Below are 14,903 nucleotides of genomic sequence, written 5' to 3'. Positions count from 1 at the left end.
CTTCTGTTATTGACTGACCAAATTTGGTTGAGACTCACAGAAAATCAAAATCTTAATCGATTAAGATAAAATAGCAGTAGAATAGAAATTTGTAAATGAGAAGTTTAAAAAATGGAACTGCCAAACGCTCATGCGGCGGTTTCAATTAGGCAAGTTCTAAGACAGGGTAGCTCGTTCAAGGGCTGTTCAATAGTAGGAAATAGCGAACACGGTACTCTAAATACGAGTTCGGATCGCTAGTCTGGAGATCTTGTGTCTGATGACTCATTATTCGCTAACTCGTCAAATTCTCGCTTTGCTTCCTTCCACTTAGCGAGCTTCTCGTAGTATACGTCCCAAATACATGGGCAACACGAACCTCCGCCGCAACAATCGTCTCTTAAAGGTTTCTCTGGTTCTTCGGGTAGCGACTTCAAAGCACTTATCCTCGACTTTCTTCCTTAAAAATATCTAAATCTCAGATAATATTTTCAAGGCTTAACAATATCCTCACGTCCAAACCTAATGTTTAAGCGCAGGGAATACAACTTTGCCTGTGTATGTTACTCCTTATGATACGCCTTTGCAGCTTGAAAGGTTACAAAGGCGTTTAACCTATTTTCGTTAATAAGTGAAAGCTGACATCAACGCCATCATGCTAATGGTGTTACAACTTCATACCACCAGATGCCTCAATCCTTTGGCCGTTAATCCAATAACTATCGTTACTTAATAGCGCTGCCATAACGCCACCTATATCTTCGGGTTGGCCAACGCGGCCCAAAGCGGTCTGAGAGGCTATAGCATTATTGACTTCGCTATTATCGCGAACATAGCCACCGCTAAAGTCAGTCTCAATGGCACCTGGAGCCAGGGTGTTTACTCTAATTTTACGGTCTCCTAACTCTGCAGCCAGGTAACGACTCATGACCTCTATGGCTCCTTTAGCCATACCATAGGCGCTGTATCCTGGGAAGCAAAATCTTGCCAAACCAGAGGAAACATTCAGTATTGCTCCGCCATCCTCAATAATAGGTAACAGTGTTTGGGTTAAAAAATATGGTCCCTTCACATGCATATCAAATAGCGTATCGAACTGTTTTATACTTGTTGCTGTAAAAGAAGCATTTAGACCAACGCCGGCGTTATTTACCAGATAGGTAATAGCCTGTTTGCCAAATTGATTTTTCAGGACGTCTTTAAGCGTAACCAGAAATTCCGGGAACGAATAATGCGAGGCGGCAGTGTTAAGGGGCAGGGCACAGGCCTTTCTTCCAATGCTCAGAATCTCTTTAACAACCTCATCGGCTGCTGCTTCATTAGTGTTATACGTGATAACAACGTCTATCCCTTTTTTCGCCAGTGCTAATGCGCCAGCGCGCCCAAGACCTCGACTTCCACCTGTTATTAATGCAATCGCCATTGTCATCTCTCTTTGTTGGTTAATTCGTAGACGATTATATTGACTAAAATTGGTATGAAATACCTGCCTAAAGCGATAACATTGTTCTTATTTGGTGAACAATAGGCGAAAGATGGACAGGTTCGATATGCTTACCCGGTTTATAGAAACCGCGCGATTGGGAAGCTTCAGTGCGGCGGCCGCACTTCTAGGTTTACCGAAATCGAGTATTTCTCAAGCGGTAACAAATCTCGAAAAGCAGTTGGGCACACGCCTTTTTAACCGAAGTACGCGAAGCGTTTCTCTCACCTCTGATGGAGAAACGTTTTTGCCGCAAAGTATTGCCTTATTGAGTGAATGGGACGCCTTACAATCACAGTTCTTAACCTCAGCAGACAGCGTAAGTGGCGAGCTTCGTATCGATATGCCAAGCCGATTTGCAACCAATATTCTGCTTCCCATTTTAGGTGAGTTTATCTCTACTTACCCCAAGATTACGTTGCGAGTAAGCAGTGTCGATCGCAAAGTTGACCTTATTAAAGAAGGGTTTGACTGTGTGATTAGGGTTGGTGAATTAGCGGATAGCAGTTTAGTTGCCCGTCGCCTTTTAACTTATCCAATTTATAACTGTGTAAGTCCTGATTATGCGATGAAGTGGGGCATACCGCAGTCGCTGGAAGATTTAGCTAATCACAAGCTTATTGATTATTCCCATACCCTAAGTCACAAAACACCAGAATTTGAATTTATGAAAGGTGGAGAACTCCATGGTGTCGAAATGCAAAGCTTGTTAAGTGTTAACAGTACCCAGGCCTATTTCGCTGCGTGCGCAAGTGGATTAGGTATTGCGCAAATTCCAAGTGTGGGGGTTGAGTCAGAGCTGAAAGAAGGAAAACTAATTCGTGTGCTTCCTGAATTCGAGGCCCAGGCGATGCCGGTAAATCTCCTGTACCCCTCTAGAAGACAAATGCCACTTCGGTTAAAAGTATTTTCAGAATGGTTAGTTGATAAATTACGTGAAAACAAAAAGCCCTGTTGAATTACAGGGCTTTGGGTGTTGTGTCGTGTTAGCTAGCTAAATACTAGCTCAATGAGCATTAATCAGCTGGAAGCTCTTCCGACGCTTTATTACCATTTAGGTTTTCTGGTGCTGCCACAATAGGTTTAGGTTTTACGGCATTGGCCTTGGTCAGTATGTCGCTGTTGCCTGTTACCAAATCATCTAATGTGCCTTTTTCCGCATCGACCAAGCCCACTTCACGCAACATAGAGTCTACCAGTGGGGCGTTAGCACGATAGCTTAGTGCGGCTTGCGTTACTTGTTCAGCTAAACCACTACCAGCAGTAGCAACGGTGTGATCGCCTTTCACGCCACTCCCTTGGCCGTAGCCTTGAAGAATTTTAATACCTTCTATGTTTTCAAGTGGCTTAACGGCGTGTGCCACAAGCTCAGGCAATATTTTGAGCATGGCAAGGGCTTTTTGCAGCTCAATTTGCTCGGTCTTAAGCGTATTTTCAGCCTCATAAAGCGCTTGTTTACCTTGTGCTTCAACAGCAAGCACTTTCTCATCAGCTTCAGCCTGAAGCATTTTTGCATCGGCAGCGGCCTTAGCTTCCGTAAGAATAGCGGCAGCAGAGTTTTCAGCTGCTTCTTTCTTAGCTTGTGCTTCTACGGTAATGCCTACAGCCTCACGCTCTGCCTCTTTGCGCGCGTCTATAACTTCAATTTGTTTCTTACGCTCAGCTTCTGCCACCATTTTCGCTGTGGTTACTGCTTCCACTTTTTCCACTTTAGCTTTTTCCGCTTCAGCAGCTTTAGCACGTGCGGCCGACTCTTCCTCAGATTTTGTCGCAACGGCAATTTGTTTAATTTGCTCAGAAACCTCAACTTCTTGCTGCTGACGAATGCGCGCTTGCTCTAATGCCTGACGCTTAGCAATTTCTTGGGTTTCAATTTCCCGTGATTTTTCGATCTCCGCAGCCTCGATAGCACGGTTTTTAGCAATCTCTGCTTCGCGCTCTTCCCGTTCTTTCATTTCGCGCTGTTTAGCAATTTCTGCTTTTTGTTCCTGACGTTTAAAGGCAAGAATTTGCTCTTGGGCTAAGCGAGCTTCTTCTTCATCTCGTTTCACCTCTAATGATTGTTTCTCAGCAGCCAAATTACGCTGTTCAATGAAAATGCGGTTTTCTTGTTGAATATCGTTGGTTTCTTTGCGCTTTTCTTCAATGATCTTCGTTAAGCGTGCACGCCCCTCGGCATCGAAAGCGTTGTTTTCATTGAAAAACTGTAGGTCGGTTTGGTCAAAACCAGTCAAGCTCACCGATTCTAACTCAAGACCGTTCTTTTCAAGGTCGTTAGCCACGCTTTGCTGAACTTTTTGTACAAAGTCAGCACGCTGTTCATGCATTTCGGTCATGCTCATTTCAGCAGCTACCGCACGTAGTACGTCAACAAACTTAGACTCCATTAGCTTTTTAACTTCTTCAGCGCGAGTTGTGCGCGTTCCTAGCGTTTGCGCAGCCATTGATATGCCATTGGCATTGGGGGCCACGCGTAAATAAAAGTCTGCCTTAACATCTACACGCATACGGTCTTTGGTGATAAGCGCGTCTTTTTGAATTTTTTCCACTTCTATACGAAGCGTGTTCATGTTCACTGGAATTATTTCGTGAACGACGGGAAGTACGATAGCACCACCGTCTTTTATTACTTTTTCACCGCCTAGACCGGTTCTGACAAACGCAGTTTCTTTAGTTGCACGGGTATAAAGTTTGGCGAATATAAGGCCTATAACAATGAGCCCTACAACGATGACACCGGCAATAAAGAGTATTGACGGCAAGTTAGATGGTTGAATTGTATCCATACTTTTATCTCTTTTAGGTTATAGATAGCGGGTGGCTAACCAGCTGTGTTGTTTTTTCTGAACTAAAATGACGCGCTCTCCTTGTGCGAACAATTCTTCATCCTCGAACGGCTCTACTAACACAAAATGAGGCTGAGAATAATGGTCGGTAAACTTCGCTTCGGCAGGGTTGCCTCTGCTCGCTTTGCCTATGGTGATTTCCGCAACTGAACCAATAAAGTCTTCGTTACTTACCGCGCTAGACTCTACGCTTGGCAATACGCCAGCAATAATCTTTACAGTTTTTGCTGTGACGAGAAGCCCAATAAAAAAGGCGAGAGGAACAGACACAAGCGCTGGTAAGCTAATGCTCAAAAAACTTGCTGTAAAACCGTTTAACATAAGCCCAGCAAGCCCGAATAATGTGAGCAATACGATTAGATATATAAGAAAGGGAACTTTATTGATATTTAGCCAGTTAGCGAAAGAGGTATTAAGGAATCCATCGCCATCTAGCTCTGCAAAGTCGTCGCCAAGCCCCAACAGGCTTGCGCCAAAGATGGTACTAATGAGCTCTAGAACAAAAACAAAGAATACGGCTATAAGCGCAATGCTAAACCAGAAATTTGCAGGGGAAAGAAGAACATCCGTCATTTACACCGTCCATGATGACTAACTTGCTTTTATTCTTTATACCACAGAACAAAAATTAAGCCAGCACGTAACACATGTACGTTGGAATAGTTTGTAACAAAACCTTTTCACGTTGCCTAAATGGCCGAGCCGCAGGCACGGCCATTTAGAGAGCGGATTTAAACGTTTAGTGTGCGTGACCCTCACCGATACTGTGACCATGCTCATCGTAGTAGCCACTGGCTCCTGATTCAATAAAGCCTTGGGTCACCATTTTGGTTAAAAAAGGATCTGTGTGGTCATCGCCAATATCAGCGTAATCTGTACTTTGATAGTTTTGTCTCTTTAAAAAGAAGTCTTTCGTATTCTTATTGAAATCGACGGTTTTGAGTTTCCACTCTTTTACATACCCACCTTTATCAACGCTAAAAGTTTCTATTAATTTTAAATGGGGAAGCCATGCCAATTTAAAGTGGCCCTGACTGTTGTCTAGGGAATAGTATTCCACTGTACTACAGCCTTTACCATCTCTTGTATCTAGGGTCATAACATCAATAAGTTTGTCGCTAATAAGTTGGTAGCGGTATGAAAAGTCGGTCTCTTTTTTTCCGTGAATAGTTTCACCTGGCTGATATTCAATAGCACGCAGATGAGCATCGAAAAAGCGAGTAGGTTTTATAAATTTGTTTCTAACAAGCGTCCATGACTCAGTAATATTAGTTGCAGGGTATTCATGTGCAACCTTGTTGCCGTTTCGCCATAAATGAAGGGATGTAGTTCGTGAGGTTTTTGAAGGGCTTGTCGCGCTTATTTCATAACTAGCGAATAGGCTGGTGCTGTCTTTCTTACACGTCTGCTCACTAGACACGTTAACTACTGACGAAGACTCAGAGACTTGAGCTAAGCTACACGTACTTGCACTTGTAAAAAAAATCAGCGCAAATGCATTGAATAATTTCATTCATTTATCCTACCGAGAATGATGTTATTAACTGAAGCGGAAAGGCGACCAAAGGCCGCCTTTGCATTACTTTTTTAAAATTTATTCCATTGCATTTTCTGCTTTAGAGACAAAGTCTCCCGCAAAATCCATAACGTGGAATATAACGCTTTGCTCGTTAGTGCCGTTGACAAGGAAAGCGCCAGGGCCTTTGGCGTAAATGCCTACATCTTCACCTGAGTGTGTTTCCGACCCTAATGGGATTAGCGCTTCTTGGTGATAGCCTGGTGTTGTAGTATCGACATCAGTGATGTCTTTACGTCCTGTATCAGGGCCTTCTAAATAAGATGCATCTGAGTTAGTAACGTCTCCCAGGTTTCTAAAGCCTAAGCCATTGGTATAGCCAAGCGTGGTGTATGGGGTACCGTCAGCGGCTGTAGCAGCTTCATCTGAACCCACGTTTACCACTTTGCCCAAAATGGGGTTACCGCGCTTAGGATAACCAGCAATGGTAAACACGTGACCGTGGTCGGCGGTTACTATAATGAGAGTATCTTCGTCATTAGTAAGCTTGTCAGCAGCATCAACAGCTTCAGCAAAAGCGATAGTGTCGTGAAGTGCACCGTAAGCATTACCCGCGTGGTGAGCGTGGTCGATACGACCGGATTCAACCATCAGGAAGAAACCTTCTTCATTGTTATCTAGCACTTTAATGGCTGCACTAGTCATTTCAGCAATAGATGGTTCACCGGCGATGTCGTTGCCGCGGTCAGCTTCGTATTGCATGTGCGATTCGTTGAACAACGCGAACACTTTTTCAGTGGTTTCAGTATCTAATCCGTCTAAACCAGATTGATCGTAGATATAAACGCCGTTTTCGTACATGGCTTGCCATTCGGCCGTTAAATCACGTCCATCTGTTCGATCACCTTCTACACTGCTTGCAGCGTCTGGGCTGTTAAATGCTTCGTCACGCGGTAAGAAGTGGCGGCGTCCGCCACCCATCACAACTTCCAGGCCATCAACGTCTAAGCCTTCAAAGTTCGCTTCTAAGTTAGCTTCGAAATTAACTAGCTGCTCGGCAATGTCAGAACAGCCTGCTGTAACCGCTGCTTCTGGCATATCAGAAATGTCTTCCCAATTACGGTCAGCAGATTTAGCGTAAGTTGCAGCAGGTGTTGCGTGCGTAATACGGGCAGTCGAAATGATGCCGGTTGACTTACCTGCAATTTCTGCGAGTTCAAGTGCCGTAACTAACTCGTTACCTGCAACGGTAGAGCAATCACCGCGCTCAATATCTTCGTCTACGCCGATAACACCAACGTCAGTTTTTATGCCGCTCATCATTGCTGTCATGGTACCTGCAGAATCAGGTGTTTGGGCATCAACGTTATAAGTTTTTGAAAGCCCAGAGAATGGGAATTTGTCAAAGCTAAGCTGGTTTTCTTCGCCCGCTAGGCCGTTCATCTGACCATCTAGAATACGCGCTGCTGTAACGGTAGAAACGCCCATGCCGTCACCGACAAACAAGATAACGTTTTTGGCTTTACCGCGCAGGTTCGCTACCATGGCTTTCAATTCTTCTTGCGAATTTACAGTGGCAGTAAAAGACGCGTTCGATGACGCTGCACTTTCGCCCGATGTTGCGCTCATCCAAACCGCTTTATTATTTTCTACTTCGTTCTGAGCAGCCACAAACCACTCGTTATTGAGGCTAGTTAGCAGTTCGCTATTGCTCACGCTGTTTACGCCAGGAACACAAACATAGCTGGTAGAAGTGATCTCTGATTCGCTCAGATTGCCATCAGTATCACTATCTAAACCCGAATCTATGCGAACACCCGAGTTAGGGCAGTTAGCATCGCCAACCGCTAATTCGGTTTGCACGGTAAGGCTTGTTAAACCGTTTTGACCGTCAGCGCCATCAGCTCCAGGTGCGCCATCATTACCATCATCGCCCTCTAAGCTACACGCTGAAAGACCTGCAACTGCTACTGCAATTAAGCTTAATTTAAAAAAGTTCATATTCTTATCTCTACTTACTCGTTTACAAGGTCAAGCGCTTGGTTAATCAAGTGGAAAACAACGTTCTGCTCTATTACGCCTTGCGCAAGCTGGCTTCCAGGCCCTGTTGCATGTAGCGCAATGTCTTCGCCTGAGTGTGTTTCTGAACTCAATGGAATAAGTGCTTCTTGGTGATAACCAGGCGTCGTTGTGTCGATATTGGTAATATCAACACGGCCTGCTGCGTTTTCCAGTGCGTACGTGGCATCAGAATTCGTCTCATCACCAAGGTTGCGGAAACCTAGACCATTGGTGTAACCAAGTGTGGTGTATGGCGTGCCATCAGACGCTGTTGCAGGTTCGTCCGAACCCACGTTAACCACTTTGCCTAGAATGGGATTACCGCGCTTCGGGTAGCCTGCAATAGTGAACACGTGTCCGTGGTCAGCAGTAACGAGGATTAACGTTTCAGAAGGATCGGTATTTTCAACCGCAGTCATTACTGCTTCTTCAAATGCCAAAGTGTCGGTAAGTGCACCCGCCGCGTTGCCCGCATGGTGAGCGTGGTCAATACGACCTGACTCAACCATTAAGAAAAAGCCGTTCTCGTTATTATCAAGAATGTTAATTGCCGTTTCCGTCATCTCTGCAACTGATGGTTCGCCCGCGATGTCATTTCCGCGGTCTGCTTCGTATTGCATATGCGACTCGTTGAAAAGGCCGAATACACGTTCAACACTCTCAGTGTCTATCGCGTCAAAACCTGCTTGGTCATAAACGTACACACCATTTTCGTACATGGTCTGCCATTCTGCAGTAAGGTCGCGACCGTCGGTTCTATCGCCCTCAACGTCACTAACTGCATCTGGGCTATTGAATGCGGCGTCTTTTGGCAAGAAGTGACGGCGACCACCGCCCATAGCAACTTCAATACCGTCAACGTCAACACCGGTATAACGCGCCTCTAAGTTGCTTTCAAAATTCACTAGCTGATCAGCAATGTCTAAGCATCCGCCGGTTATTGCTGATTCTGGCATATCAGAAATGTCTTCCCAGTTACGGTCAGCAGATTTGGCATAAGTTGCCGCAGGGGTAGCGTGAGTGATTCGGGCCGTGGAAACAATACCCGTAGAAAGACCCTTGATTTCAGCAAGCTCCAGCGCGGTAATAACTTCGTTGCCTGCAACCGTTGAGCAATCACCGCGTTCAATATCTTCGTCAACACCAATTACACCCACGTCAGTCTTAAGGCCCGACATCATCGCTGTCATGGTGCCTGCTGAATCTGGGGTTTGAGCATCTACATTGTAGGTTTTAACGAGGGCCGTATGAGGAAAGCTTTCGAAACTTAAATAACCTTCTTCACCAGGGTTACCAGCCAGTTGGCCTTTGTAAATCCTTGCCGAGGTGAGCGTTGAAATACCCATACCATCGCCTACAAACAAAATAACATTCTTTGCTTTAAACTGATTGTTGGTTTGTAGCTTTGTAGTTAGTTTGGTTTGGGCATCAGTAAACCAAGCGCTGTTAGTTTGGTGCTCGGGTAACACAGCCGCTTGAAGACTAGCAGAAACCGCTAGAGCAACTGCGGTGCATGCCACTTTCCAGTTACGATTCATGATTTTTTCCTAAACGTTCTGTTTATGTTGGTTGTGATAGTGTTTAGATATTTGATCGCTACACATTGTCATTTCTTATTGGGTAGCGATGCGCCTAAATCACGGAGAGCGTATGGGGATAAGGTGACACTTCTTTGACATTAATATTGCTAGATTGTCACAATTGTCATAAAACCGTATTTATTGACCTAAAGAATCAAGCCTAAAATCCAAGTTCTATGCAGTGTTTACAAGGGCGGAGGGACGAAAGAAAGACCTAGTTAAAATATAATTAACAATTATAAAAAAAGTGGTTGGACCATTTGTAAGTGTCAGATTCTCTTACTTAAAATTGTGATGTTGTAACATAGCGCTACAGGGGGTGACCTTTAAAACACTACCTTGATCATACCAATCGCCGAGTACAATCCGCGTGGCAGGTTTGCCATTTGCTTCAAGGCTGTGAATGTTTGGTCTATGTGTATGGCCGTGGATCATGCGTTGCACACCCCATTTTTCCATCACTTTCACCACCTCTTCAGGGGTTACATCCATAATATCTGGCTTAAGGCTTTGCTGCTTAGCCTTACTTTCCGCACGGCCGTTGTCCGCAACACGCTGGCGATACCATAACGGTAGGGCAAGCATTAATCGAGGCCACCACCAACCACGGGATTTCTTGCGAAACTTTTGATAGGCAACGTCGCGAGTACAAAGCTCGTCACCATGGGTCAGCAGAGTAGGCGTGCCGTAGAGATCTACAACTTCTTGTTCGTTTAATAACGTCATGCCAGCTTTTGATAGCCACTTTTCACGTATGGCGAAATCGCGATTACCGTGAATGAAGTATATAGGGCAATGCTGACTCACTGCCTTGAAAGCTGATGCTATGGCAGTGTTAAATGGAGTAACGTTGTCGTCGCCAATCCAAACTTCAAACAAGTCACCAAGAACGTAAAGTGCATCAGCATTAATCGCGTCTTCTTTTAAAAAGCGCATTAAGCATTCTGTAATGTCAGGGCGGTCGGCACTTAGGTGCAAGTCGGCAATGAAGTAGGTGAACGACATAAATCTTCTTATTGTGGTTTAAAAAGCCGCGTTAAAGTAACGCGGCTTGTTTTTAACTCAAGGCCTTGAGTATGTCTTGAAAATCATATTGGCCAAGGCGTTATTGAGACAGCTATTCAAGCATAGATGTCAGCGGCTATTTAAGAAATAGTCGCTTTTTCAATGATAACAGGCTCAACAGGAACATCCTGGTGATAGCCGCTGTTACCAGTTTTAACGGCTTTAATTTTTTCAACAACATCCATACCTTCAGTTACTTTACCGAATGCACAGTAGCCCCAACCATTGACAGACTTGCTAGAGTGGTTAAGGAAGTCGTTGTTATTTACATTAATAAAAAACTGAGCCGTCGCAGAATGTGGATCTTGGGTACGCGCCATCGCGATTGTACCCACTTCGTTTGCTACGCCGTTGTCCGCTTCGTTTTCAATAGGGTCTTTTGTGTCTTTCTGATCCATATCTGGCGTAAAACCACCACCTTGGATCATGAAGTTGTTGATTACACGGTGAAAAATAGTGTTATCAAAAAAACCGTCTTCAACGTAAGAAATGAAGTTAGCTACCGTTTTAGGCGCTTTATCTTCAAAAAGCTCTAGGGTGATGTCACCGAAATTTGTTTTTAACGTAACCATTGTGGTTTGTCCTGTGTGTTAGCATACATATAAAGTGGCGGCATTTTAGCGCAAAACGAGTCGTTAGCGCAAAGAGACGGTTATCGCAAAACCCAGCAATATCGTTGCAAAAGGCTTGTACCATTTAAATCGTGACAGTGCTAAACTTTGCGGCCGAAAAATTATGACAAATAGGAAATATAGACATGCTACATCTTTACAACACCCGAACCCGTGAAAAAGCGAAGTTTGTGCCGCTTCAAGAAGGGAAAGTGGGTTTGTATGTTTGTGGTATTACCGTTTATGACCTAAGTCATATGGGTCATGCCCGTACTTACCTGAGTTTCGATGTCTTAGTACGCTACATGCGCCACCTTGGTTTAGATGTGAAGTACGTGCGCAATATCACCGATATCGACGATAAGATTATTGCTCGCGCCAATGAAAATGGCGAAAGCTTTGAGGCGCTAACTGCACGCACTATTGCCATGATGCACGAAGACTTTGCGGCGATTAACTTACTAGAGCCAGACGTCGAGCCGACAGTAAGTGGGCATATGGATGAGATCATTGAAATTATCCAGCGACTAATGGACAAAGGCTACGCCTATCAAGCTAAAGGCGGCGATGTACTATTCGACGTAAGCAAGTACGAAGATTATGGCAAGTTAAGCAAACAAGACTTAGATCAGCTTAAAGCGGGTGCTCGTGTTGAAGTGGCGGCAGGAAAAGACGACCCGCTAGACTTCGTACTGTGGAAAACCACCAAGCCTGGTGAGCCGGCATGGCAATCGCCATGGGGCGAGGGACGTCCGGGATGGCACATTGAATGTTCTGCAATGAATTATAAGCATCTTGGTGCGCACTTTGATATTCACGGCGGTGGCTCAGATTTAACGTTCCCACATCACGAAAACGAAGTGGCTCAGTCGTGCTGTGCGTATGACACACCATACGTAAACGTGTGGATGCACGCGGGAATGGTACAGGTTAATGACGAAAAAATGTCTAAGTCATTGGGTAACTTTTTTACCTTGCGCGATGTGCTTAAAGAGCACGACTCAGAAACATTGCGTTTCTTCTTAATGTCGGCACATTATCGTAGTCAGTTAAGCTACTCTCAAGACAATATTACTCAAGCTAAGGCCGCCCTAGAGCGTTTGTACACTGCGCTGCGTGGTGTAACAGTAGACGAAAGCACTGACCTTAGCCACGGTGGCTACCTAACGCGCTTTGAAGCGGCAATGAACGACGATTTAAACGTACCCGAAGCCTTTTCGGTGTTGTTCGACGTGGCACGTGAGCTTAACCGCCAAAAAGATAACGTAGAAGAAGCAGGTAAACTGGCTGCTGTTCTTAAAGGCCTAGGTGCAATTTTGGGTATGCTTCAAAGTGATCCAGACACCTTCTTGAAAGGCGGTGAAGGCAATGACGACGAAGCGGCTGAAATTGAAGCGTTAATTAAACAGCGTAACGATGCCCGTGCCTCCAAAGACTGGGCAGCGGCAGATGCCGCACGCGATGCGTTAAACGCAAAAGGCGTAGTGCTAGAAGACGGTCCGAGCGGTACTACGTGGCGTAAAGCGTAATTAGCACCCAATACTTTTTAACAGAATAAAAGCCCGCATTTGCGGGCTTTCTTTTTAGTTAAGCTTAAAGCGCACACCGAGTTTTCGTCATTGAACAGCGGTTTTTGGATATACGCACGAGGCTAAACATCTGAAAGTAAGATGGTATCTCCCGAGCTAACGTTTAATGCTTGTGCTGTTTTGCGAGAGATAACAGCTATTTCGTCTTGTTCTTCGGTTTCTGCCATCATTGCATAAAAAGGCTGGCTCAACGTGGCGACAAGCGTCATTTTACTCTCAGTGACACGCTTAGTACCTTCGCAAACTTTTATTCTTACTTGCCTTGTTGATTTGACAGTTTTTAGGCTTAAAACTTCAGCTTCCATACTTGGCGCACCATCAAAAATATCGATGTAGTTCGTGAATTTAAACCCTTCTTTTTCAAGCATTGCCATAGCGGGTTGGCCGTCGTTATGTGGTTTATCAATAGCCAACTGAGCCTCTTTGGGTAACATATTTACATACAGCGGAAGTTTAGGCATTAAATCAGCAATAAATTGATTTCCATTTACGGCGCCATATAAATCCGCTTCAGCGTATGTCATAGGAAAAAAGTGACGTCCGACGGCATTCCAGAAAGGCGAGTCCCCATGCGTATTTACATAGCCTCGTAGATCGGCCATGACTTGCTTTGGAAATACATGCTGATGTAAGCCCATAAAAAGGTAGCGTACTTTTGAAAGTAGTTTTCCGTTGAAGTGTTTTCTGTATTCAGGCAGTAAGTAGAGCGATGCCACTTCCGCGTAACCTTCAAAATGGTGACTTAGGTGCAGTATGTCATGGGTGTAGTGTGCGCCTAGTGATTTATTTCGCTGTGCGACTTTTTCTCGTTTGTAACTATAAAAACTGTCTTCTTTTCCTAATTCACCAAAAATTGCAGATGTACCAATAAGCTTGCCAGTTCGAAGGTCCTCCAATACAAACAAAAGGTAGTCTGGACGCTCTTGACGCATAAGTTTTTGTTCTTCTCTAATGGAACGCTTTAATTTGTTATCAAGCGTTGCTCTATCCGGTGGGAAGGTTGTCATACCTGGCGATGCAGCTTCAGCTAACGCAAGCAAGCCTTCCAAGTCATCACCTTTTGCTAGTCTTACGCGGGTGTCAAAGCTGATGTTATTAGTCGTAGTTTGTTCAGCGCCAATCGTTTTACACTCAAGGTGAATACCCGCGACCATGCAGCGAACGGAGCCTCCTCCCATTTCAATAGTAGGCACTGCGATGGGAAGTAAAGTAAGATCGCTGGGTAGTAAAGCTAGTTGCTCTTCGTTCATTGAACTAAAAGCAGTGTCTGATATAAGTAATAAACGTTTTCCATTGCTATTCAAAAGCTCTAGGCAGTTTCCGGCAAAACTATTCACTTGTTCTTCGCTAATTTCGATGACGTTTTTACCTGTCTCCTTAAGTGTTGAAAGCACCACATTTTTGTCGCTTTCTTCTATCATGCTAGTAGCAACAATGGCAAAATCACTTCCCACACACATCATTACGTTGGTGTGGTAAATCGCCGTACCAGCAGTATCAAAGGCGCTAAAACATATAGGCGTTAAACCAATAGCTTTACACGCCGATATTACAGCTCTCTTATTGGCTCGTTGGGATAGGCAAACATAGGCTAGCGCGTTTACATGGTCGATCACCATAGCCCCTGTACCTTCAACAATATCTCCGTCATCTTCAAGGAAAGATAAATCTTTAGCTTGCTGTACGATATAGTGTTGCTGCAGATAACTGACAATATCGTCACGACGCTCCGCTCGGCGGTTTTCACAGTGCATAGGGTAGGTGACAAGCAAACCGTTGGGATGTGTACTTAACCAATTATTTGGAAATACGGCATCGGGCGTGTTTTTCCTTTCTGTTTCAAACACCTCTACCGTTATGTGGTTCATACGTAAAGTGCGAACCATCTCATCAAATTCCGCACACGCATTCTTTGATATTTCCGCTCTATTTCTTCCCGTCGATACAAGGGGCTTCTGAAAACTATTGTCTTTGGCTGTTTGTTCGTTGGGGCGAAAGGCACAGGGGCGTACCATTAAAACGGAATTTGGTGTAGTTAATCGTGAGTTTTTGATGTGACTGGCTTGCATATAACGTCCTACAGCCCTTAGCTGAAATATTTCCACTGAAAAGAGCGTGTATTTTATTCTCTGGCGAATTCACTTAACCATGCTCAAGGTGTTGCAAGCTGTTA

At 44.6% G+C, this 14,903-nt stretch carries 12 protein-coding genes; 2 read left to right on the top strand and 10 right to left on the bottom strand.

Annotation, left to right across the window (positions count from 1 at the left end):
* Positions 1–236: 236 nt before the first annotated feature.
* Positions 237–416 carry an oxidoreductase-like domain-containing protein gene (locus KUL49_RS05320; protein ID WP_014949928.1) on the bottom strand — a complete coding sequence of 60 codons (180 nt, stop codon included), beginning with the start codon at positions 414–416 and terminating at the stop codon, positions 237–239.
* Between the two features lie 230 nt (positions 417–646).
* Complete coding sequence (locus KUL49_RS05315) at positions 647–1,402, bottom strand: SDR family NAD(P)-dependent oxidoreductase (RefSeq protein ID WP_131136548.1); 756 nt, start codon at positions 1,400–1,402, stop codon at positions 647–649.
* A 112-nt stretch (positions 1,403–1,514) separates the two neighbouring features.
* Here KUL49_RS05315 and KUL49_RS05310 point away from each other — a divergent pair, with 112 nt between their 5' ends.
* Complete coding sequence (locus KUL49_RS05310) at positions 1,515–2,420, top strand: LysR family transcriptional regulator (RefSeq protein ID WP_131136547.1); 906 nt, start codon at positions 1,515–1,517, stop codon at positions 2,418–2,420.
* A gap of 58 nt (positions 2,421–2,478) precedes the next feature.
* Here KUL49_RS05310 and KUL49_RS05305 read toward each other — a convergent pair whose 3' ends face one another.
* The 7 genes from KUL49_RS05305 to KUL49_RS05275 form a co-directional block, all read right to left on the bottom strand.
* Positions 2,479–4,248 (bottom strand): flotillin family protein, encoded by a 1,770-nt coding sequence (locus KUL49_RS05305; protein WP_131136546.1) that lies wholly within the window; start codon positions 4,246–4,248, stop codon positions 2,479–2,481.
* Positions 4,249–4,266: 18 nt separating this feature from the next.
* Positions 4,267–4,881: an OB-fold-containig protein gene (locus KUL49_RS05300; protein WP_131136545.1), complete on the bottom strand. Its 615-nt coding sequence runs from the start codon at positions 4,879–4,881 to the stop codon at positions 4,267–4,269.
* 166 nt (positions 4,882–5,047) lie between these two features.
* Positions 5,048–5,821, bottom strand: coding sequence for a hypothetical protein (locus tag KUL49_RS05295; protein WP_242633724.1), 774 nt, complete (start codon positions 5,819–5,821; stop codon positions 5,048–5,050).
* 81 nt (positions 5,822–5,902) lie between these two features.
* Positions 5,903–7,825 (bottom strand): alkaline phosphatase, encoded by a 1,923-nt coding sequence (locus tag KUL49_RS05290; RefSeq protein WP_131136544.1) that lies wholly within the window; start codon positions 7,823–7,825, stop codon positions 5,903–5,905.
* Positions 7,826–7,839: 14 nt separating this feature from the next.
* Positions 7,840–9,423, bottom strand: a complete 1,584-nt coding sequence (locus KUL49_RS05285; protein ID WP_131136543.1) for an alkaline phosphatase — start codon at positions 9,421–9,423, stop codon at positions 7,840–7,842.
* Positions 9,424–9,744: 321 nt separating this feature from the next.
* A complete protein-coding gene (gene lpxH, locus KUL49_RS05280; protein WP_131136542.1) occupies positions 9,745–10,470 on the bottom strand; it encodes a UDP-2,3-diacylglucosamine diphosphatase in 726 nt (241 codons plus the stop codon).
* Positions 10,471–10,610: 140 nt separating this feature from the next.
* Positions 10,611–11,102 carry a peptidylprolyl isomerase gene (locus KUL49_RS05275; protein WP_014949922.1) on the bottom strand — a complete coding sequence of 164 codons (492 nt, stop codon included), beginning with the start codon at positions 11,100–11,102 and terminating at the stop codon, positions 10,611–10,613.
* A 185-nt stretch (positions 11,103–11,287) separates the two neighbouring features.
* Here KUL49_RS05275 and cysS point away from each other — a divergent pair, with 185 nt between their 5' ends.
* The gene (cysS, locus tag KUL49_RS05270; protein WP_131136541.1) at positions 11,288–12,670 is read left to right on the top strand and encodes a cysteine--tRNA ligase; all 1,383 of its coding nucleotides are present in this window, start codon (positions 11,288–11,290) and stop codon (positions 12,668–12,670) included.
* Positions 12,671–12,792: 122 nt separating this feature from the next.
* On the opposite strand, the gene ctlX is transcribed toward cysS, so the two are convergent.
* Entirely contained in the window at positions 12,793–14,799 is a 2,007-nt protein-coding gene (ctlX, locus tag KUL49_RS05265; RefSeq protein ID WP_131136540.1) for a citrulline utilization hydrolase CtlX, read from the bottom strand.
* Positions 14,800–14,903 lie beyond the last annotated feature (104 nt).

The organism is Alteromonas sp. KUL17 (genome assembly GCF_006538305.1).
GTDB lineage: Bacteria > Pseudomonadota > Gammaproteobacteria > Enterobacterales > Alteromonadaceae > Alteromonas > Alteromonas macleodii.
This window is presented reverse-complemented; position numbering and strand designations above follow the sequence as displayed.